This window comes from Bradyrhizobium sp. SZCCHNR1043 (assembly GCF_032489675.1).
In the GTDB taxonomy this organism is placed as follows: Bacteria; Pseudomonadota; Alphaproteobacteria; order Rhizobiales; family Xanthobacteraceae; genus Bradyrhizobium.
The window spans coordinates 84,520-105,446 of sequence record NZ_JAUEYN010000001.1; the positions used below are offsets into that span (position 1 = coordinate 84,520).

Consider the following 20,927-nt stretch of genomic DNA (forward strand, 5'->3'; position numbering starts at 1 on the left):
GGGCCGGCTTCGACCTGTCGCGTCCGCCATTGCAGCGGGTCCGTCTCATCGATCTCGGCGGCGGTGTGCACCGCCTGATCTGGACACATCATCACATCCTGCTCGACGGCTGGAGCGCGGCAAGGCTCATCGGCGAGATCATGAAGCATGTCGGTGGCGCGTCGCTGTCCGCCCCACGCGGCCGCTACCGCGACTACATTGCCTGGTTGCAGCAGCAGGATCGCGATGCGTCGAGCGCGTTCTGGGCACGCTCGCTCTCGACGGTCGGTGAGCCGAGCCTGCTTGCCGATGCGCTGGGCGGGCCGGCCGCGCCTGCCGACGGCCATGGCTCGATCGATCTCGTCATCGATGGGGCGACGACGGAGCGGCTGCAGGTCGTGGCGCGGCGCGAGCGGGTGACCCTGAACACGGTCCTGCAAGCGGCCTGGGGACAGCTGCTGCGGCGCTTGACCGGCCAGGATGTCGTCTGCTTCGGCGCCACGATCTCCGGCCGGCCGCCTGAGATCGCGGGCGTGGAGGAGACCGTCGGCCTGTTCATCAACACCGTGCCCGTGTTCGAGGATGCAACGCCTCAAATGTCGGTCGGTGATTGGTTGCGCGGCTTACAGGATCGCAACGTCGACTTGCGCGAGCATGGCTGGATGCCGCTCCACGAGATTCAGCGGCTTGCGGGCCGCGCCGGCCGGCCGCTGTTCGACTCCATCTTCGTGTTCGAGAACTATCCGGTCGACGCGGCGCTGCGCGATCAGGCCGGCGAGGGGCCGCGTGCCAGCCGCGCCGAGCAGATCTCGATCACGAACTATGCGCTCACGGTCGCGGTGTTCGTGACGGACAGGGGCATCCGGCTTGGATTCCGCTACGATCGCAGCCAGTTCGACCAGGCGCAGATCGAGCGGATACAGGCAGCTTTCGCCTGTCTGCTCGCGCGCATTGCCGACGACGGCAGCCGACCGGTCGCAGAGCTGCATGGATTGGACGCCGCCGCTTTGCATCGAGTGCTCGGCTGGAGCTCGGGACCTGTCGCGCGGACGGTGAATGACGACTTCGTCGACGTCGTGACGCAGATCGAGCAGCAGGTCGCACGGTCGCCTGCGGCCATTGCCGTGATCTCCGGTCAGGAGAGGATCAGCTACGCCGAACTGAATGCGCGGGCCAACCGACTGGCGCGACAGATCAGGCAGGCCGGCGTCGCTCTGGATGCTCCGGTCGGCTTGGCATTCGAGCGCAGCGCCGACCTGGTCGTGGCTGTGCTGGCCGTTATGAAAGCCGGCGCCGGCTACCTGCCGCTCGATCCGGACTATCCCGCCAAGCGGCTCGCCGCGATGCTGTGCGACAGTGGCGCCCGGCTGGTGCTGACGCAGGCGCAACTGCGCGATCGGCTGATCGAGATCACGGCAGGGGTGGGCGCCGAGCTGCTCGTGGTCGACGGCGCCCGTGAGGGTCGCGGTTTGCGCGCCACTGATGGCTCCGATGTTCGGATTCCGGTTCATGCCGAGAGCCTCGCCTATGTGATCTACACGTCCGGCTCGACCGGCGTGCCCAAGGGCGTGGCCTGCACGCGCGGCGCCCTGGCGGCACGGCTAGGATGGATGCAGAAGGAGTACGGGCTCGATCCCAGCGAAACGCTGTTGCAGAAGACGCCGTTCAGCTTCGACGTCGCGGTGTGGGAAATCCTGTGGCCGCTGATCGTCGGCGCGCGGCTTGCGATTGCAGCGCCAGGCGCACATCGCGAGCCGAAGCGGCTGATCGATGCGGTCACTGCGCATGGCGTGACCACGCTGCATTTCGTGCCGCAGATGCTCGCGCAATTCGTGGCTGAGCCAGAGGTTCAGCGGTGCGTGACCTTGAAGCGCCTGTTCTCCGGTGGCGAGGCCCTGCCGGTCCAGCTGAAGGACCAAGTCTATTCGGTGTTCCCGGCGATCCGGTTCGACAATCGGTATGGGCCGACCGAAGCGCTCATCAATGCCAGCTTCTGGAACTGTCGCGGGCCGAGCGGGTCGGGCGTGCCGATCGGCTTCCCGATCCCGGGCACGATCCTGTGCATTGTCGATGCCGATCTCAATCCGGTCGCCGAGGGAACGACGGGCGAGCTCCATATCGGCGGAGACGGGCTGGCGCGCGGCTATCTCGGGCGCGCGGCGCTGACGGCCGAGCGCTTCATTCCCGATCCTTTCGGACCTCCCGGCGCGCGGCTCTATCGAAGCGGCGATCTGGCGCGCTGGCGCAGCGACGGCGCCATCGCCTATGTCGGCCGGGCCGATCACCAGGTGAAGGTTCGCGGCTTCCGCATCGAGCTCGGCGAGATCGAAGCGCGGCTCCTGCAGCAGCCCTCGGTCAGCGCGGCCGTCGTGATCGCCAGGGATTTCGGCGTGGGTCGGCAGCTGGTCGGCTATGTCTGCGGCGACGGCATGCTCGATGCTGCGACGCTGCGTGAGGCCCTGTCCGCAACGCTGCCGGACCACATGGTGCCGGCGCGGATCATGGTCCTCGACCGCCTGCCTCTGATGGTGAATGGCAAGGTCGATCGCAACGCGCTGCCAGCGCCGGAGGCGCCCGTTGCAGCGATGCGGATTGCGCCGCGGACGCCGGCCGAGGCTGCGTTGGCCACCATCTGGGCCGAGCTGCTGCATCAGCCGGATGTCGGGATGACCGACAATTTCTTCGAGCTCGGTGGCGATTCCATCATCTCGCTGCAGATGGTCAGTCGTGCGCGGCGGGCCGGCCTTCTGATCGAGCCGCGAGACGTCTTCAAGCACCAGACGCTGGAAGCCCTGGCGCGCGACGCGCGGGTGATCGTCCGGCTGGAGACGACGGCAGAGCAGGGGCGCATCGCCGGGCCACTTCCGTTGCTGCCGATTCAGCTCCGCTTCTTCGAGCAGGAACTGGACGCCCCTGATCACTGGAATCAGGCTTTGCTGCTGCGGCCGCGGCGGCGGCTCGACTGGGACGTGTTGCGACGCGCAGCGGTGGCCGTCGTCGCGCATCACGACGCACTGCGACTGCGCTTCGAACGCATCGACGGTGTCTGGCGCGCCGAGCACGGGCCGGGGCCGGCTGTCTCGGACCTGTTGCGGTCGTGCGAGCTCGCCGACGGCGAGGCGGTCACCGCGCTCGCCGCAGAGGTCCAGGCGAGCCTCTCGCTCGCGCATGGTCGTTTGGTGCGGATGGCCGGCATCGATCTGCCGGAAGGCGAGCAGCGCCTCCTGATCGTGATCCATCACCTCGTGATCGACGGCGTGTCGTGGCGCGTGCTGCTGGAGGATCTCGCGGCTGCCTATGAGCAGCTCATGCGCGGGCAAGAGGCGACACTGCCGGCCAAGACGCACGCCTACGCCCAATGGGGCGCAGCGCTACGCGCACACGCGGCCTCGGATGCGCTGGTTGCCGAGCTGGACTACTGGTCAGGGCTCCGGCGGGCGGACGACGTGCCATGCGATTCTGATCATGCGGATCGGGATACGATCGCCGACGCCGACGACGTGCTGCTTGCGATCGACGCCGAGCTGACCGCGCGTCTGCTGGGTACGGCGCACGGCGCGTACAGAACCCAGGTCAATGATCTGCTGCTGTCGGCGCTCGCGCGCGCGGTGTGGCAGTGGTCGGGCCGCGAAATCATGACGGTCGAGCTCGAAGGCCACGGCCGCGAGGATCTGGGCGGCGGGCTCGATCTGTCACGAACCATCGGCTGGTTCACGACTGCGTTTCCGGTACATCTGATGGCTGGATCGCAGCCACCCGCGGTGCTGATCAAGACGACCAAGGAGATGCTGCGGTCAGTCCCCAGCCGGGGACTTGGTTACGGCGTCCTGCGCTATCTGGGTTCTGATGCCCAGCGTGCGACGCTGACGACGGGAGCGCAGCCGCGCATCGGGTTCAACTATCTCGGTCAGGTCGATGGCAGCACGGACGAGACTGCACTGTTCTCGATCGCGCCCGAGAGCGCCGGCCCGTCGCGTGCGGCATCGAGCCCGTTGCGCCACCATATCGCCATCAATGCGAGGGTGCTCGACGGTCGTCTGGAGCTATCGTTCGGCTTCAGCAGGAAGCGCTATCGACGCGAGACCGTGACCCGCGTCGCAGGCTGTTTCGAGGCGGCGCTCCGTGAGCTGGTCGATCACTGCACGAGCGGCGTCCACGGCGTGACGCCATCCGATGTGCCGCTGTCGAAGCTGAGCCAGGCCGAGCTCGACGCGCTGACGCTGGATTGGCGCGAGGTCGAGGACATCTATCCGCTGTCGCCGATGCAGCAGGGCATGCTGTTCCACGCGTTGCACGACGACGGCACCGGGGTCTACGTCAACCAGGTTGCCGCCGAGATCCGCGGTCTCGACGCCGGCAAGCTGCAAGCCGCGTGGCAGGCGGTCAGCAATCGCCATACCGTGCTTCGCACCGGTTTCCTGTGGCGTGAATTGCCGGGACCACCGCAGCAGGTCGTGCATCGCAGTGCCGACGTTCCCTTCGTCGCGGAGGATTGGCGGGAACGTGCGGCGCAGCTCGCTCCGGCCGCCTTGGATGCTGTGCTCACGACGGTTGCAGACCGCGAGCGCGTCGACGGCTTTGATCTCTCGCGGCCGCCGCTGCAGCGCGTGAGGCTGATCCGGATCGCCGACGACCGGCATTGGCTGATCTGGACTCATCATCATATCCTGATGGACGGCTGGAGTTCGGCCCGCTTCATCGCCGAGGTGATGCAGCACGAGGAGCAGGCGGCGCTGCAGGGACAGCCGCCGCGCTACCGCGACTACATCGCCTGGCTGCAGGCGCAGGACCATGGTGCTGCGGCCGAGTTCTGGCGCGCGGCGTTGGCCGGGCTCGACGAGCCGAGCCTGCTGGCGCAGCCTGCGGTCGACGCGCGCATGGGCCATGGCTCGCTCGCCATGGCGGTGGACGTCGATCTCAGCGAGCGACTGCAACGTTTCGCGACCCGCGAGCGGGTCACGCTGAACACGGTGATGCAGGCGGCATGGGCGCAATTGCTTCGTCGATTCACCGGCCAGGACACGGTCTGCTTCGGTGTGACGGTGTCGGACCGACCCGCCGGGCTCGCCGGCGCCGAGGAGATGGTCGGTCTCTTCATCAACACCTTGCCGGTGGTCGACGCCGAGAATCCGCAGCAGCGGATCGGCGCGTGGTTGCGCGACCTGCAGGATCGCAATCTCGCCTTGCGGGATCACGGCTGGATGCCGCTGGCCGACATCCAGCGGATCGCGGGCCGGGCAGGGCGTCCGCTGTTCGACAGCATTCTCGTGTTCGAGAACTATCCGGTCGACGAGGCCTTGAAGACCAAGGATGGCCGCCTGAGCGTCAGCCGGACGAGGATCCTCGAAACGAGCAACTATCCGCTGTTCGTGAGCGTCGGTCTCGAAAGAGAGCTGCGGTTGGTGTTCAATTTCCAGCAGCAACATTTCGACGAAGTCGAGATTCGTCGGCTGCAGATGGCGTTCGTGCAACTGCTCGCGGCCATCACTCGCGATGCCGAGCAGGCGGTCGGCTGCATTGCGGCCGATGATTCCGCAGACCTCGCGCTGCTGGCGCGGGTCAACGATTCGGCGGGGGCCGTGACGACACCGAGCGTCGTCGCTCAGTTCGAGGCGCAAGCAGAGCGCGCGCCCGATGCGATCGCGCTCGTGCACAATGAGGAGACGATCAGCTATGGCGCGCTGAACGCGCGCGCGAACCGGCTCGGCCACAGGCTCAGGGAGCATGGCGTCGGTCCGGACGTGGTGGTGGGGCTGGCGCTCGAGCGCGGTGTCACGATGATGGTGGCGCTGCTCGCGGTGCTCAAGACAGGCGGAGCCTATTTGCCGCTCGATCCGGACTATCCGGCCGAGCGTCTCGCGCACATGCTGAGCGACGGCGGCGCGAAGCTGTTGCTGACGCAAGCGACGCTCCACGACGGGCTCGCGCCGGTGCTGGCGGGCGGCCACGCCCAGGCTTGGCTGCTGGACGAGGTGGCTGGAGAAGAAACGGTCGACGCAGGCAATCTCGACGTCGCCTTCCATCCTGAAAGCCTCGCTTACGTCATCTACACCTCCGGTTCGACTGGCCTGCCCAAGGGCGTGATGGTGCGCCATGGCGCCGTGACGAATTTCCTGGCGACGATGGCTGAGCAGCCCGGCATTGCGCGCGATGACCGCGTGCTCGGTTTGACCTCGCTGTCGTTCGACATCGCGGTGCTCGAGCTCTGGCTGCCGCTGACGCGTGGCGCTCGGATCGTGCTGGCGGATCGCGCCTCGGCCCATGATCCGGCGGCCTTGAAGGCGATCGTGGCCCGGCAGGGCGTGACCATGATCCAGGCGACGCCGTCGAGCTGGCGCATGCTGCTCGATCACGACGACGGTTCGCACGGATGGCTGCCTCGGGGCTGCCGGTTGCTGAGCGGCGGCGAGGCGCTGGCTCCCGACCTGGCGCTCCGGCTGCTCGCGCTCGGAGACGAGGTCTGGAACCTGTTTGGACCGACGGAAGCCACGGTGTGGTCGGCGCGCCATCGGCTCGATGCGCGCGATCCTGCACCCGTGCTAGGCGGCCCGATCGGCAGCACCACGCTCCATGTGCTTGACGGCGGTCTCAACCGCACGCCCGTCGGCGTGACAGGCGAACTCTTCATCGGTGGCGAGGGCCTGGCCCGTGGCTATTGGAGCCGTCCGGCGCTCAGCGCCGAGCGCTTCATTCCCGACCCATTCGGCGATCCCGGTGCGCGGCTGTACCGGACCGGCGATCTGGCGCGGTGGCGGGCCGATGGATTGCTCGATTATGTCGGCCGCGCCGATCACCAGGTGAAGATCCGTGGCCACCGCATCGAGCTCGGCGAGATCGAGGCGCGGTTGCGATCACAGCCCGGCGTGCGCGACAGCGTCGTGGTGGCGCAGGAACTCGGCAGTAGTCGGCAACTGGTCGGCTACGTCAGCAGCGACGATTCGCTCGATGGTGCTGAGCTGCGCGCGCAGCTCATCTCCTTGCTTCCGGACTACATGGTGCCGTCGCGTGTGATTGTGCTGCCACAACTGCCGCTGACTCCCAATGGCAAGATCGATCGCAAGGCGCTGCCGCTGCCTGACACGCGGTCCGCTAAGGCGCAGCGCATCGCGCCACGCAATCCGACCGAGGCCGCACTCGCTGCGATCTGGGCCGAGCTGCTGCACCAGGTGGATGTCGGCGTCACCGACAACTTCTTCGAGCTCGGCGGCGACTCGATCATCTCGCTGCAGATGGTCAGTCGCGCACGCCGCGCCGGTCTCGAGCTGGAGCCGAGAGACGTGTTCCGGCTGCAGACGATCGAGCTGCTCGCGCCGGCCTGCCTGGTGGCGCGGAACGACCAGCCCCCGGTCACCCTCGCGCGCGGCGCATTGTCGGGGCTGACGAGCGAGGAGCTCGCGCGGCTTGGTGTCGACTGGGACCGCATCGAGGACGTCTATCCGCTCTCGCCGATGCAGCAGGGCATGCTGTTTCACAGCCTGCGCGATGCCGGCAGCGGCGTCTATGTCAACCAGGTGAGCGTCGAGATCCGAGGGCTGGACGTCGAGCGGCTGCGCAGCGCCTGGCAGGAGGTCTCTGCTTGTCATCCGATGTTGCGCACCGGTTTCCTCTGGCGCGAGCTGTCCGGCGCACCGCTGCAGGCGGTCCATCGCGAGGCGAGCGTGCCGTTCACGACGGAAGACTGGCGCGGACAGGCCGTCGATGAGGCGCGGCTGTCAGCGGCCCTGGCCGCAGAGCGTGACGCCGAGTTCGATCTCGCGGTACCGCCGCTGCAGCGTGTCCGCCTGTTGCAGCTCGACCACGATCGCCATCGCCTGATCTGGACTTACCACCACATCCTGATGGATGGCTGGAGCTCGGCCCGCTTCATCGCCGAAATCCTGCAGCGCTGTGCCGGGCGGGCGCTCACGGCTCGTTCGGCGCACTATCGCGACTATGTTGCCTGGCTTCTGGCCCAGGACGCGCAGGCGGCCGAGCGCTTCTGGCGAGGACAACTCACGGCCTTCGACCAGCCGACGCAACTGGCCGATGCCTTCGGCGCGCGGCGCCACGATGCGCACGGACATCGCCGCTGCTACACGCGGCTCGACAAGGATGCGACCGCGGCATTGAAGGCGTTCGCACGGCACGAGCGCATCACGCTGAACACGCTCATCCAGGGCGTCTGGGCGCTGCTGCTGCAGCGCTACACCGGCCAGCAGACCATCACGTTCGGCGTCACCGTCGCTGGCCGTCCGCCCGGTCTCGACGGCGCCGAGCAGATGATCGGCCTGTTCATCAATACGCTGCCGATGATCGAGGCGCCCCCGCCGGATGTTCTGATCGGTGACTGGCTGCGCGCCATGCAGGACCGTAACGCCGCGATGCGCAACTTCGAGCAGACGCCGCTCTACGACATCCAGAGCTGGGCCGGGCGTGCCGGCGAAACCATGTTCGACAGCATCATCGTGTTCGAGAACTATCCGGTCGAGCGTGGCCTGCTGCAGGGTGATGGCTCGCTTCAATTCGGCGAGCTGCGCAATGTCGACGTCACCAACTATCCGATGGATCTGTCCGTCTTGGTCGAGGATACGCTGCAGGTCGAATTCACCTATATGCCGAGCCACTTCACGCCGGATCAGGCGGAGCAGGTGAGGGCACAGTTCGAACATCTGCTTGCGGTCATGATGCGAAGTCCGGATGCCCCGCTCGGCGCGATCGATGCGGCGGCTGCTCAGGACGTGCAGCGAGCACGTGTCTGCAATGGTCGGGCGGCGTCTGCCGCGACGCGCCCGCTCGTGCACGAAATGATCGGCGGTCATGCACAGCGCAATCCTGAGCGTGTCGCTCTCACGATCGGCGGCAGCAACGTCTCCTACGGCGAGCTCGATCGTCGCGCCAATCGGCTCGCGCACCATCTCATCGAGGCCGGGCTCAGGCCGGACCAGCGAGTCGGGGTCGTCGTCGAGCGCAACGACGCCACGATGGCAGCGCTGCTCGCCGTGCTGAAGGCCGGCGGAGCCTATGTGCCGCTTGATCCCGAGCTGCCGCCGGACCGCATTGACTTTGTGATGCGTGACGCCGGCATCACGGTTCTGCTGTCCGGCTCGCGTCACGTCGTCGCCATCGCCGGCGTTCGGGCCATCGATCTCGCCTCGTTTGATTTCGAAGCCGGTCCGCATCATGCGCCGGATCCTCATCTGCATCCGGAGAACCTCGCTTATGTGATCTACACGTCAGGCTCCACCGGGCGGCCGAAGGGCGTTGCGGTTGCGCATGGCCCGCTCGCGATGCATTGCAGGGCGACCGCTTCGCTCTACGAGCTCGATGAGCACGCAAGCGAGCTGCATTTCCTGTCGCTGGCGTTCGACGGCGCACATGAGCGCTGGCTCACGGTGCTGTCTCAGGGCGCAAGGCTGGTCATGCGCGATGCGGAGCTATGGACGCCCGAGCAGACCGTTGCGACGCTTCATGTCCAGCGCATCACGCACATCGGCCTGCCGCCGGCCTATCTCCAGCAGGTCGCCGAATGGGTGGAGCAGACCGGCAATCCGCCGCCGGTGAGGCTGTATTCGTTCGGCGGCGAGGCCATGCCGAAGGCCGGCTTCGACAAGGTCAGACGGACGCTGAAGCCGCAGATCCTGATCAACGGATATGGTCCGACCGAGACCGTCGTGACACCGCTGGTCTGGAAGGTCGACGGCAACACGGAGTGCGACAAGGCGTATGCACCGATCGGCAGTCCCGTCGGCCGCCGCACGGCCTACATCCTCGATGTCTTCCTGAATCTCGTTCCAGCGGGCGCCGCCGGCGAGCTCTACATCGGCGGGTTCGGGCTCGCGCGCGGGTACCACGCCAAGCCAGGCATGACGGCGGAACGCTTTGTGCCGGATCCATTTTCGACGAACGAGGGCGCACGTCTCTACCGCACCGGCGACCTTGCGCGATGGGATGCGAGCGGCACGATCGAATATCTCGGACGCAGCGACGATCAGGTCAAGGTCAGCGGCTTCCGGATCGAGCTTGGCGAAATCCAATCGGCTTTGCTGAGCGACCCAGCAGTCGCGCAGGCCGCCGTGATCGCCGTACCCGGAGCGGGTGGCAATCAGCTGGTGGCCTATGTGGCGCCGCGAGCGCCATGCGACGCCGCCGCCGCTGCGGCCGAGCGGCTGTCCGCGGCGCTGACCGCCGCGCTGCGCCGGACCTTGCCGGCCTACATGATTCCATCCCGCATCATCGTGCTCGAGCGCCTGCCGACGCTGTCGAGCGGCAAGGTCGATCGCAAGGCGTTGCCCGCGCCGGACATCGCTGCCGCGGCCGCGTTCATCGCGCCGGAAATCGCTGCCGAAGTCGCGATGGCGAAGCTGTGGGCGGAGGTTCTCGGCGTCGCGCAAGTCGGCGTCACCGACAACTTCTTCGAACTCGGCGGCAATTCGATTCTCAGCCTCAAGGTGATCGCGCGACTTCGCTGCGACCCGGTCCTCGATGGCGAGATCAAGCTGCGCGATCTCCTGCAGAGGCCGACCATTCGCGCCTTGCTCGGCACCCCCGCAGCATCATCCACGCGGCCGTCGGCGCTGCTGCCCCTGAGTTCGCCGGTCGATGGCACGCCGCCGGTGTTCTGCCTTCACGGCGGATTCGGCACGGTGTTCGACTATGCGCCGCTGGCGCGCCGTCTGGAGGGACAGAGGCAACTGATCGGACTGCAGTGCCGGACGCTGATCGAACCATCCTTCATCGACCAGTCGCTGGCGGCGATGTCCGCTGACTATGTCGATGAGATCGTGCGGACGCAAAGCAAAGGACCCTATCATCTGATCGGCTGGTCGCTCGGCGGGCTGGTCGCATGCCTGGTGGCCGCCGAACTGGAACGGCGCGGTGAGCGGGTCGAGCGCCTGGCGCTGATCGACAGCTTCGTTCCGCATGGTGACGAGCAGCCGTCGCCCGGGCGGCATTGGACGGACGACTTGCTGACGCTGCTGTCGGTCACGGCGCCGGGCGTGCAGCCTTCAGCCATCACGTCGCAGGTGACGGCGATTCGTTCCGGCGATGTGCCGGTGACGGACGAGGTGATCCGGCGCCTGGTCGCCGATGCAATCGGCATGGCGCCGCTGCAGCCGCGCGATGGTCTTCTCGGCGTCGACGACATCGTCGCGGCCTTCAGGGGCGGGCGCCATCTCGCGCAACTGGCTCGGGCGGCCGAATGGCCGGCCGATCTCGTTGCAGCGCCCAGCTGCTGGTGGACGTCCGGCCGGCTTCGGCAGCGCGATCGGCTCGCGGCGCTGCTGCCGCACGCGGCAGATTGTGGCGTGGCCGGCGACGACCACTTCTCGATCCTTAGCAACGAATCCTTCCTGGCGGCGCTCGGCGCGTGGCTGGTGCCCGTCCGGGCGGCGCAGACATCGCCGGATCTGCAGCCCGAACCGGCTGAATGAGGTGATCATGAGCCTTCATCCTGATATCGCCGCGCTGCTCGAGATGATTCAGCTCGGAACGGAATCCGGCGCGCGCATTCCGTTTCGGCAACTCACGCCGGCGCAGGCGCGTGCCGATTTCGACGCCTCCTCGCCGTTGCTGGATATCGATCCGCCGCCGCTCGCATGCGAGAGACAGCTTGTGCTGCCCATGCGCGACGGGACGGAGATCGCCGCGCGGCTCTATGCGCCGCGGCCGTTGGACGTCGCCGATCCGATGCCCGTGCTGCTCTACATGCATGGCGGCGGCTTCGTCGTCGGCAGCCTCGACTCGCACCAGCCGCTGTGCCGGGGTCTTGCCGATGACAGCGGCGCGGCGGTGCTGTCGATCGGCTACCGGCTGGCGCCGGAGCATCGGTTTCCGACCGCGTTCGAGGACTGCGTGGATGCGCTCGCCTGGATCGGGCGCGAGGGGCCTGCGCTTGGTCTGGACCCGCGGCGTGTCGCGGTCGGTGGCGACAGTGCGGGCGGCACGCTCGCTGCAGCCCTGGCGATCGCCGCGCGCGATGACCGGGCCTTGCCGCAGCCCGCTCTTCAGGTCCTCGCTTATCCCGGCCTCAGCCCGCAGCAGATCTCGGATTCCTACGAAAGATACGGCTCGGGCTATCTGCTCGAGCGCGAGACCGTGGACTGGTTCTTCGACCACTATCTCCCCCAGGACGCCGATCGCCACGACTGGCGATTTGCGCCGCTGGCGGCATCCGATCTCACGCGCGTCGCGCCTGCGCTGATCGTGCTCGCCGAGTTCGATCCGCTGGCCGACGAGGGGCGGGCCTATGCTGAAGGCTTGCGCGCGGCCGGGGTCGCCGTGGATCTGAAGGTCTATCCCGGCATGATCCACGAGTTCCTGCGCATGGGCAACGTCGTGCCGGACGCTCTGCGGGCCCGCGCCGACATCGGCGACAAGCTCGCTACCGTCTTCGGCATGGGAATGGGAGCTGGCGACCGATGATGACGTCATCCAATCCAGGACTTGCCAACGTCGGAAGCCTGCTGCGGCCTTATTGGTTGCTGCTCGTCGCAGCCATCCTGCTCGGTCTCCTCGGCGGCGCCAGCGTTGCGGGTCTGCTCGCCGTGGTGAACCGCGGCCTTTACGCAGGGCCAGGCGACATTGGTGGGCTGGTCGCCTCGTTCGCGGGTCTCTGTGTCCTGATCGTGGTCGGCTCCGTCGGCTCGGACATCAGCGCCAACGTCGTCGGACAGCGGATCGTCGCCTCGCTGCGCAAGTCGCTGGCCGCCAAGATCCTGATGGCGCCGATCGACCAGCTCGAATCCTATCGGTCGCACCGCCTCATCCCGGTCCTGACCAGGGATGTCGACGCCATCAGCGATTTCGCGTTCTTCTTTCCGGCCTTCCTGGTGTCCGGCGTCATCGTCGCCGGCTGCCTGATCTACCTGGCGGTGCTCTCGTGGCCGCTGTTCCTGGTCACGGCAGCCTTGATCGCGCTCGGGTCGTTCGTCCACTATCTCGCTCGCAAGCGTGGAATGACGGGCTTCAATCTCGCGCGCCAATACGAAGACGACCTGCAGAAGCATTACCGCGCGATCTCCGACGGCGCCAAGGAGTTGCGGCTGCACCGCCCGCGCCGACGCCACGTCCATGTCGATCTGATCGGGCAGACCGTCGACCGCATTGGCGACGTCCAGATCAAGGCCATCAATCTGCTCGTGACGGCGCGTGCGCTCGGGACGGTTCTCCTGTTCCTGGTGATCGGGACCACGCTCGTGCTGCGTCCGCTGCTGTGGCCCGACAGCCCGGCCTCGGTGTCCAGCGGCTTCGTTCTGGTGCTGCTGTTCATGCGCGGACCGATCGACCAGTTGATCGGTATGCTGCCGTCGCTCGGCCGCGCCCAGCTCGCGATGCGTCGGATCGCCGAATTGTCGGACCGTTTCACCACCGAAGAGGCGGAACTGCTTGATGATCCGGCCGGTCGGACTGCCGACCAGATTGAATCGATCGAGTTGCGCGGAGTCTCCTACGCATTCCCGGCGTCCTCATCCGAACGGCCCTTTGCCATCGGACCGATCGACCTTCGCATACGCTGCGGCGAGATCGTCTTCATCGTCGGTGAGAACGGCAGCGGTAAGACGACGCTGATCAAGCTGCTGCTCGGACTCTATGTGCCCGATCGCGGCGTGCTGCTGCGCGACGGCAGTCCTGTCGTCAGCGAGACCCGCGACGACTACCGGCAGCTCTTCACCACAATATTCTCGGACTATTTCCTGTTCGACACCCTTGCACAGCAGAGCAATCAGCGATCTGAGCTCGCACAGCGCTATCTCGACCGCCTCGAGCTTGCGCACAAAGTCTCCATCGAAGGCGGCGCATTCTCCACAACCGACCTGTCGACAGGCCAGCGCAAGCGGCTCGCCTTGATCAATGCCTGGATCGAGGGACGGCCCGTGCTGGTGTTCGACGAATGGGCGGCCGATCAGGATCCGGCGTTCCGTCAAATCTTCTACACCGAGCTGCTCGCCGACCTCAAACGTCTCGGCAAGACGATCATCGTGATCTCGCACGACGATCGCTACTTCCACTGCGCCGATCGGATCGTGCGCCTGCGCAACGGGAATATTGACGTGGGCGACCCCTCCGAGCGCCGCGAGCCGGCACGAAGGCAACGCTCGCTCACGCCGGCTCTGCAGGAGTCCATTGAGTCATTTGAGGCAACGAAGCCGTGATGTGCAGCTTTGTAGTTAATCTAAACGCGGTGCCTCGGACCTTCTTGTTTTTGTCGTGCCGGCCGATCTACATCCTGAACGGGAGTGGACAGGGATGACGCCCGTGCAGATCAATGAAGGGGGAGGGTTTCGCATGAGCGCGACCGCGAGCGCTGCAGGCAGAGCCCGGACGTTTCCCGTCGCAATTGACGCGACAATGTCGGTCGTTCGCGACGATGACGGGATAAAGGTGATCGCGGATGGCGCGGAGCTGTTGTCGTTCCGGTCAGATGGCGAGCTGATGCGGCTGACCGTGCGCGACGGCATCGGTGATTGGGGCCGGGTGTCGCGCGGAGTCGCGGCAATGGCCGAAGCGGTCTTCGGCTGGACGCCGTCGCTGGAGAGGCTCGTCCTTGCGCTCGACGACAACCCGGCAGCAGCATCGGTCTTGGCGAGAGACGGCCTTGCGGTGGTCACTGACGGCAGGTTGACGCTGCGTCCGGACATGGTGATGCAGCGACGCGAGAACTGGCTGACGGACGCCGCATGTCCGCCGTTTCCACTATCCTACACGATGACCGATGGCAGGCGTCATCCTCGGCGCCCTCCCAAGCCGGTCGGCACCGTCTACGCCCGTTTCATTCCCTGGCTGTCCGACGTCATCAGTTTTCGCGTCGTCGACATCGCTCACGATCTCCCGCTGGTGCACCGCTGGCTCAACGACCCGCGGGTGGACACGTTCTGGAACGAGGCGGGGGACATCGACAAGCACCGGCAGTATCTGTCGCGGATCATGTCGGACCCGCACATGGTGCCGCTGATCGGCTCCTTCGGTGATCAGCCTTTCGGCTATTTCGAGCTCTATTGGGCAAAGGAAAATCGCATCGCGCCGTTCTACGAGGCGGCGGACTATGATCGCGGTTGGCACGTGATCGTCGGCGAGCACGGCTTCCGGGGCCGCCGCTTCATCACGGCCTGGCTTCCCTCGCTCATGCACTACATGTTCCTCGACGATTGCCGCACCGAGCGCATCGTCGGCGAGCCGGCGGCGACGCATTCCCAGCAGCTGCGTAACCTGGATCTGGCGGGCTTTGCCAGGCTCAAGAACTTCGACTTCCCACACAAGCGGGCAACCCTGGTCATGTTGCTGCGCGAGCGCTTCTTCGGCGACCGGCTGTGGCAGCCGGCGCCCAAGGAAGCACCCATAGAAGCCTAGCGCGGACGGAGCATCACTCATGTCGTATCATCCTGCCCCTGAATATGATGTCGTCGGCGTTGGCTTCGGGCCATCGAACCTCGCACTGGCGATTGCACTCGACGATTGCGCCAGGCAGCAAAGCTTGAAATGCCGGTCCCTGTTCGTGGAAAGGCAGCAGGACTTCAAGTGGCATGGCGGAATGCTGCTGCCCGGCAGCAACATGCAGATCTCCTTCCTCAAGGATCTGGTATCGCTTCGCGATCCGACCAGTCCGTTCACCTTCGTCAACTATCTTCACAAATCCGGCCGGCTGCTCGACTTCACCAACTGCAAGACGTTCTATCCGAGCCGGATCGAGTTCAACGACTACCTCCGATGGGTCGCCGGCCAGTTCAGCGCCATGGTCGCATATGGAGAGACAGTCGAGGCTGTCGAGCCCGTGCACGCCGGTCAGTCCGTCACCGCGCTTCGCGTGCTCACGCGCATGGCTGACGGGAAAGAACGGTCACGCGTCACGCGGCACCTCGTGGCCGCCGTCGGCGGCGTGCCGCACATCCCGTCCGTATTTCGAGCGGTCGCGATGGATCCGCGGGTCGTGCACACCAGCGGCTATCTCGGCTCGACGCTTGCGGCAGGATCGGACGGCCGCTCGCCGCGGGTGGCGGTCATCGGCGGCGGGCAAAGTGCGGCTGAGGTCACCCTCGATCTCAGCGAGCGGATTCCGGGCGCCCAGATCGATCTGGTCTTCCGCGGGCATGCGCTCAAGCCGGCCGACAGCAGCCCGTTCGTAAACGAGATCTTCAACCCGGACTACACCGATTATTTCCATTCGCGGTCCGACGGGCAGCGCGAGACAATCGTCCGCAGCTTCCGCAATACTAATTATGCGGTGGTCGACCCCGACCTGCTCGATCAGCTCTACCGGATGACGTATCAGCAGCGCGTTGCCGGAGCTCGGAAGCTGGCGCTTCATCCGCGCAGCGAGATCGTCGCAGCTCATGCCTCCCCCGAGGGGGTGGTGCTCGAGTTCAATAACAAGGACGAGGAGGTCCGCCGCCGAGCGGCATACGATGCCGTCGTGCTCGCCACCGGCTACGAGCGATCTCCGATCCCGGGGTGTCTCGATCCGATCAGCCGCTACATCGAGTCGGCGTCGCTTGATCGCGACTATCGTCTGCAGACAAGTCCCGCGTTTCGTCCACATGTCTATGTGCAGGGCTGCGCCGAAACCTCGCACGGCCTCAGCGATACGCTGCTCTCGGTGCTGCCGATGCGGGCTCAGGAGATCACGAAGTCGCTCGTGTCGACAACGGCGAGAGAACAGGACGCAGCGTCCTCGCATGACCGGGCCGAGCGCGTGTACTCGTGATGGAAAGCCGAATGCGGAGCCGCGACGAGCGCGCCGCGCGCGACGTCGTGGATTGAGGCCGAAAGGGCATCTTTGCGACGACCTGGCCGTCCCTGGCGTGTCACGGTCGAATTGTCATCGGGGGGCGCCGTGCCTGCAACTGCTGGATGACCGACATCTCGTGTCGGCCGGCGGGCACGGTGGAGTGCAGGATTGGAAATGGGTGAGCCGCATCTGCCTGAGCGGGTCGTAACCTTGCTAGTGTCGAGTGAATACGCGCGGCTCGTTGGCCGGACCATGTCGGAACGGCTCGAATACATCGTCGACATCGCCTCGCTGCATACGCGCGACGAGTTGGTGCGGCGACTGGGACTCGGCCGCGTGGTCGTGCGCCAGGTCGAGAAATGGCTCGCGTTCCACGGACGCCGTCTGCGGCATCCGAACGAAAGCATCGATATTGCCATGTGCGGACTGGAATTTCGGAAGCGGCGCATCCGGCGGTCTCGGGTGGCGGTACGATCGCGTCGGTTGAACTCCAAGACGATCCCAAGGGAGCCGGGCCGAGGCAGTTGAGTTGCCCGTGCTCTGCCAGCGCGGCCAGGCCGCTGCCACGCCGCCGAAGCCCTGACGGGACCGCGATGCACGCGGAGTGCATCACAGGCTTATCGCGTCGCATCATGGAAAATGAGACTCGTCGTCAAGGCCGAGGCCGGGCGGGTTGCGCCCCGCCTCGGCTCATCCGCTAGCCTCCGCGGTCGATGGGGGCTCACCGTCGCTCGTCAGAGATCACGCGAGGCGTCGGGAAGGTCCGCTGCCAACATGGCCAACAAAACAGTGGCCGGCACACGCTCGTGTGCCCCAGCAATGGGCGACAAGGGAGGAGTTCGATGCACATGCGAAGTGTAGGTATCGCCGTGTTCACGGCGCATTTGCTGTCCGGCACGGCATTCGCGCAGGAAAAGATCAAGGTCGGCGTCACGGCGACGCTGGAGGGCACCTATACCGTGCTCGGCGAGGACGGGATGCGCGGCCATGTCACCGCGCTGAACGTGCTCGGCAAGAAGGTCGGCGACAAGGAGCTGGAGTTCGTCGTCGCGTCGACCGATGCCACGCCGGACTCGGCCGTCCGTGCCGTGCGCAAGCTGATCGAGCAGGATAAGGTGCAGATCCTGCTGTCGCCGTTGTCGGGCGACGAGGGCATCGCGGTCAAGAACTTCGCCAAGACGCACCCCGAGCTGACATTCGTCAACGCTGCGTCCGGTGCGCAGGAGACGACCTATGTCGATCCCGCGCCGAACTTCTTTCGCTTCAACATGGATGGCGCCCAATGGCAGGTCGGCCTCGGCAAATATGCCTATGAGACCAAGGGCTATCGCAAGATCGCGACTGTCGGCGAGGACTATTCCTTCATCTATACCCAGGTGTTCGGCCTGGCGCTGGAGTTCTGCGGCCTGGGCGGCAAGATCTCCAGCCGGCAATGGGTGCCGCTCGGCACCAAGGATTTCGCGTCGGTGATCGCGGCGCTGCCCGATGATGTCGATGCGATCTATCTCGGTCTCGGCGGCGCCGATGCCGTCAACTTCCTCAACCAGTATCAACAGGCCGGCGGCAAGGCGCACCTGATGGGCGGCTCGATCATGATCGACCAGACCATCCTGTCGTCAAAGGGCAATGCCAAGAACGCCCTGATCGGTACGATTGCGGCATCGGGGCAGGCCGATACCTGGGAGGATCCGCGCTGGCAGAAGTTCGTGAAGGCCTATCAGGACTCGTTCCCGCCGGAGAAGCGCTTCCCAAGCCCGTCGCTGCTTGCCACCAACTACTATGGCTCGACCATGGCGTTGATCCTGGCGCTGCGCGAGGTCAATGGCGATCTGTCGAACAACCAGGCCAAGCTAAAGGCGGCGCTGGCGAAGATCGAGATCGATGCTCCCAACGGCAAGATCAAGCTCGACGCCAACCGCCAGGCGATCGGCACCAACTTCGTCACCGAGGTCGTCGACGATGGCAAGGGCGCGCTGTTCAGCAAGGTCGTGAAGGTGATTCCCGACGTCAACCAGACGCTGGGATACGACGCCGCCACCTTCGCCAAGATCGGCCTGCCGAGCCGCACCGTGCCCGAATGTAAGAAGTACTGACCTTCTGCAGAGAGCGACGCGGCTCGAGCGGGCTCGGGCCGCGTCGTCGCGTCTCTTGCTTTCTGCAAAACAATGATCGACGCTGACGAACAATAAGAACCATTTCGGTGAGGAAGTGATGAGTAGGGCGCTCGCCGTCTTTCATGCTCGCTTCGGCCGCGCGACGGTTTATCAGCTAAATCGGCCATTCAATGTGCATGCCCACCGCGAGGGACATCTGATCTTTCATGTTGGCGGGACGCCGGCCGATATCGACGTCTGCGACCAGCATTATCAGATCGGCGAGGACTGGATCGTCGCGGTCAATCCGTGGGAGCCGCACAACTTCCTGCCGAACGATGTCGGCAACGGCGCCATCTTCTTCGTGCTCTACGTCAATGCGGAGTGGTTCACGCCGTCGGCCGCGCGCGAGCAGGGCCTGCGGTTTGGTCGTACCTGCTTTCGGCGAACCGCCGCCCTCGACCGCTGCATTCGCCGCGCCGCAGCGCTGGTATGTGGCGCGCCATCGCTCGGTTGCCTCGACGGCGAGCTGCGGCAGCTGATCGACAGTTGCTACGAGGAGAGCTGGCGCGTCTCGGATCAGATGCCCGAGCGGCCGTGCGCGGAAGTGACGGATTTTCGAGTTCGCAAGTGCATCAAGCTGATGTCGGACAGTCCGTGCGCCGAGATCGAGCTCGATCACATAGCCCGCGAATCCGGACTGTCGCGGCCGCATTTTTATCGGCTGTTCCGTAGCCAGACCGGAGTAACGCCCAACCTCTATTTGAATACGCTGCTGATGGAGCGGGCGCTCGATGCGGTGGTGGCGACGGAGTCGCCGATCGCCGACATCGGCTTCGATCTCGGATTCACCTCCCAGAGCGGCTTCACGCGCTTCTTCGCCGGAAATGTCGGCATGGCGCCGACCGATTATCGCCGCGCTGCAAAAGTGCTGCGTGCCTGACGTGCTGCTGCGCGTCGCGCGAAAAGAGACTATCGATCAAGTGCGCATGCTCGTCTGCCGCTACACTCTTCGGAACGTGATCCGGAAAAGGATCCGACGAGGGAGGACGAGCGATGGCCGGCACACCCGGCGATCTTCGGCTGAATGCGCCTTTCCGCTGTGATGACGGATCGGTCCCTCTGACCATGAGGGAGGGACGATGAGCCGCTTCATCGAGCGTCACCCGATCTGGTCCCTCATCATTCTTCTCGCCTTGGCGCTGCTGGCGTGGCTGATCTTCGCCGTCTGGCCGCCGGGGCTTGAGGAGGCGATCGGTCGGAAGAAGGTGTTCCTGAGTGCGGTGTTCAACGGCATCACGCTGGGCGGACTGTATTTCCTGGTCGCGAGCGGGTTCACGTTGATCTTCGGCCTGATGCGAAACGTCAATCTTGCGCACGGCTCGCTCTATCTGCTCGGCGGCTATGTGGGCTACGGCGTGTCCGCCGCGACCGGGTCATGGATACTCGCCTTCGCCGCCGCCTTCATCGTCGTCGCGGCCATCGGCGTTCTCTTGCAACTGCTCGTCTTTCGCCGCATGGAGGGGCAGGACCTGCGCCAGACCATGGTGACGATCGGCCTCTCGATCGTGTTCGCCGATCTGATGCTGTGGGCGTTCGGCGGCGACTTCTATCAGATCCAGACGCCGGCCTGGCTGATCGGGCCGGTGCAGCTCCCGCTGATGACGGCGATGAAATCGCCCGGCGAGCCGGTGTTCCTGCAGTATCCCCTGGTGCGGCTGGTGATCTTCTGCGGCTCGGTCGTGATCGGCGTCGCGATGTGGCTCGCGCTCAACCGCACCCGTGTTGGCATGATCGTGCGCGCCGGCGTCGATGATCGCGAGATCCTGGCGGCGACCGGCGTCCAGATTCAGCTCGTCTTCGTGCTGGTGTTCGCGCTGGGCGCGGGGCTGGCCGGCATTGCCGGCGTGGTCGGCGGAACCTTCCAGTCGATCTCGCCCGGCGAGGATACGCGCTTTCTGCTGGCGTCGCTGGTCGTCGTGATCGTCGGTGGCATGGGATCCATCCCTGGCGCGGCGCTCGGCGCTGTCATCATCGGGCTCGCCGAGCAGCTCGGCTCGGTCTACATCCCGACCTATGCGATCGTCGTGACCTTCCTGATCATGGTGCTGGTGCTGGCGGTGCGGCCCCAGGGCCTCCTGGCGAGGCGATGA

General features: G+C 65.8%; 9 protein-coding genes (1 of these 9 running past the window's edge). All 9 read left to right on the forward strand.

The window, feature by feature from the left end:
* A protein-coding gene (locus QX039_RS00255; protein ID WP_315772832.1) for a non-ribosomal peptide synthase/polyketide synthase crosses the window boundary here: on the forward strand, nucleotides 1–11,390 show its 3' portion. It extends 5,020 nt beyond the left edge of the window; 11,390 of the gene's 16,410 nt are visible here — the last part of the coding sequence; its start codon lies off the left edge, out of view; its stop codon occupies nucleotides 11,388–11,390.
* Nucleotides 11,391–11,397: 7 nt separating this feature from the next.
* Nucleotides 11,398–12,381 carry an alpha/beta hydrolase gene (locus QX039_RS00260; protein WP_315739519.1) on the forward strand — a complete coding sequence of 328 codons (984 nt, stop codon included), beginning with the start codon at nucleotides 11,398–11,400 and terminating at the stop codon, nucleotides 12,379–12,381.
* Nucleotides 12,378–14,111: a cyclic peptide export ABC transporter gene (locus QX039_RS00265; RefSeq protein ID WP_315739520.1), complete on the forward strand. Its 1,734-nt coding sequence runs from the start codon at nucleotides 12,378–12,380 to the stop codon at nucleotides 14,109–14,111. Before QX039_RS00260 ends, QX039_RS00265 begins: the two co-directional genes overlap by 4 nt.
* Nucleotides 14,112–14,307: 196 nt before the next feature.
* A complete protein-coding gene (locus QX039_RS00270; RefSeq protein WP_315772834.1) occupies nucleotides 14,308–15,306 on the forward strand; it encodes a GNAT family N-acetyltransferase in 999 nt (332 codons plus the stop codon).
* 19 nt (nucleotides 15,307–15,325) lie between these two features.
* Entirely contained in the window at nucleotides 15,326–16,657 is a 1,332-nt protein-coding gene (locus tag QX039_RS00275; RefSeq protein ID WP_315739521.1) for a lysine N(6)-hydroxylase/L-ornithine N(5)-oxygenase family protein, read from the forward strand.
* Nucleotides 16,658–16,855: 198 nt separating this feature from the next.
* Nucleotides 16,856–17,209: a hypothetical protein gene (locus QX039_RS00280; RefSeq protein WP_315739522.1), complete on the forward strand. Its 354-nt coding sequence runs from the start codon at nucleotides 16,856–16,858 to the stop codon at nucleotides 17,207–17,209.
* Nucleotides 17,210–17,523: 314 nt separating this feature from the next.
* Complete coding sequence (locus QX039_RS00285) at nucleotides 17,524–18,774, forward strand: ABC transporter substrate-binding protein (protein ID WP_315739523.1); 1,251 nt, start codon at nucleotides 17,524–17,526, stop codon at nucleotides 18,772–18,774.
* Between the two features lie 118 nt (nucleotides 18,775–18,892).
* Nucleotides 18,893–19,717 carry an AraC family transcriptional regulator gene (locus QX039_RS00290; protein WP_315739524.1) on the forward strand — a complete coding sequence of 275 codons (825 nt, stop codon included), beginning with the start codon at nucleotides 18,893–18,895 and terminating at the stop codon, nucleotides 19,715–19,717.
* Between the two features lie 199 nt (nucleotides 19,718–19,916).
* Nucleotides 19,917–20,927, forward strand: coding sequence for a branched-chain amino acid ABC transporter permease (locus QX039_RS00295; RefSeq protein WP_315739526.1), 1,011 nt, complete (start codon nucleotides 19,917–19,919; stop codon nucleotides 20,925–20,927).

Excerpts from the sequence above, each read along its gene's own strand:
- QX039_RS00260 (WP_315739519.1), top strand. The coding sequence starts at position 11,398 with ATGAGCCTTCATCCTGATATCGCCGCGCTGCTCGAGATGATTCAGCTC.
- QX039_RS00265 (WP_315739520.1), top strand. The coding sequence starts at position 12,378 with ATGATGACGTCATCCAATCCAGGACTTGCCAACGTCGGAAGCCTGCTG.
- QX039_RS00280 (WP_315739522.1), top strand. The coding sequence starts at position 16,856 with ATGGGTGAGCCGCATCTGCCTGAGCGGGTCGTAACCTTGCTAGTGTCG.
- QX039_RS00270 (WP_315772834.1), top strand. The coding sequence starts at position 14,308 with ATGTCGGTCGTTCGCGACGATGACGGGATAAAGGTGATCGCGGATGGC.
- QX039_RS00295 (WP_315739526.1), top strand. The coding sequence starts at position 19,917 with ATGAGCCGCTTCATCGAGCGTCACCCGATCTGGTCCCTCATCATTCTT.
- QX039_RS00275 (WP_315739521.1), top strand. The coding sequence starts at position 15,326 with ATGTCGTATCATCCTGCCCCTGAATATGATGTCGTCGGCGTTGGCTTC.
- QX039_RS00285 (WP_315739523.1), top strand. The coding sequence starts at position 17,524 with ATGCACATGCGAAGTGTAGGTATCGCCGTGTTCACGGCGCATTTGCTG.
- QX039_RS00290 (WP_315739524.1), top strand. The coding sequence starts at position 18,893 with ATGAGTAGGGCGCTCGCCGTCTTTCATGCTCGCTTCGGCCGCGCGACG.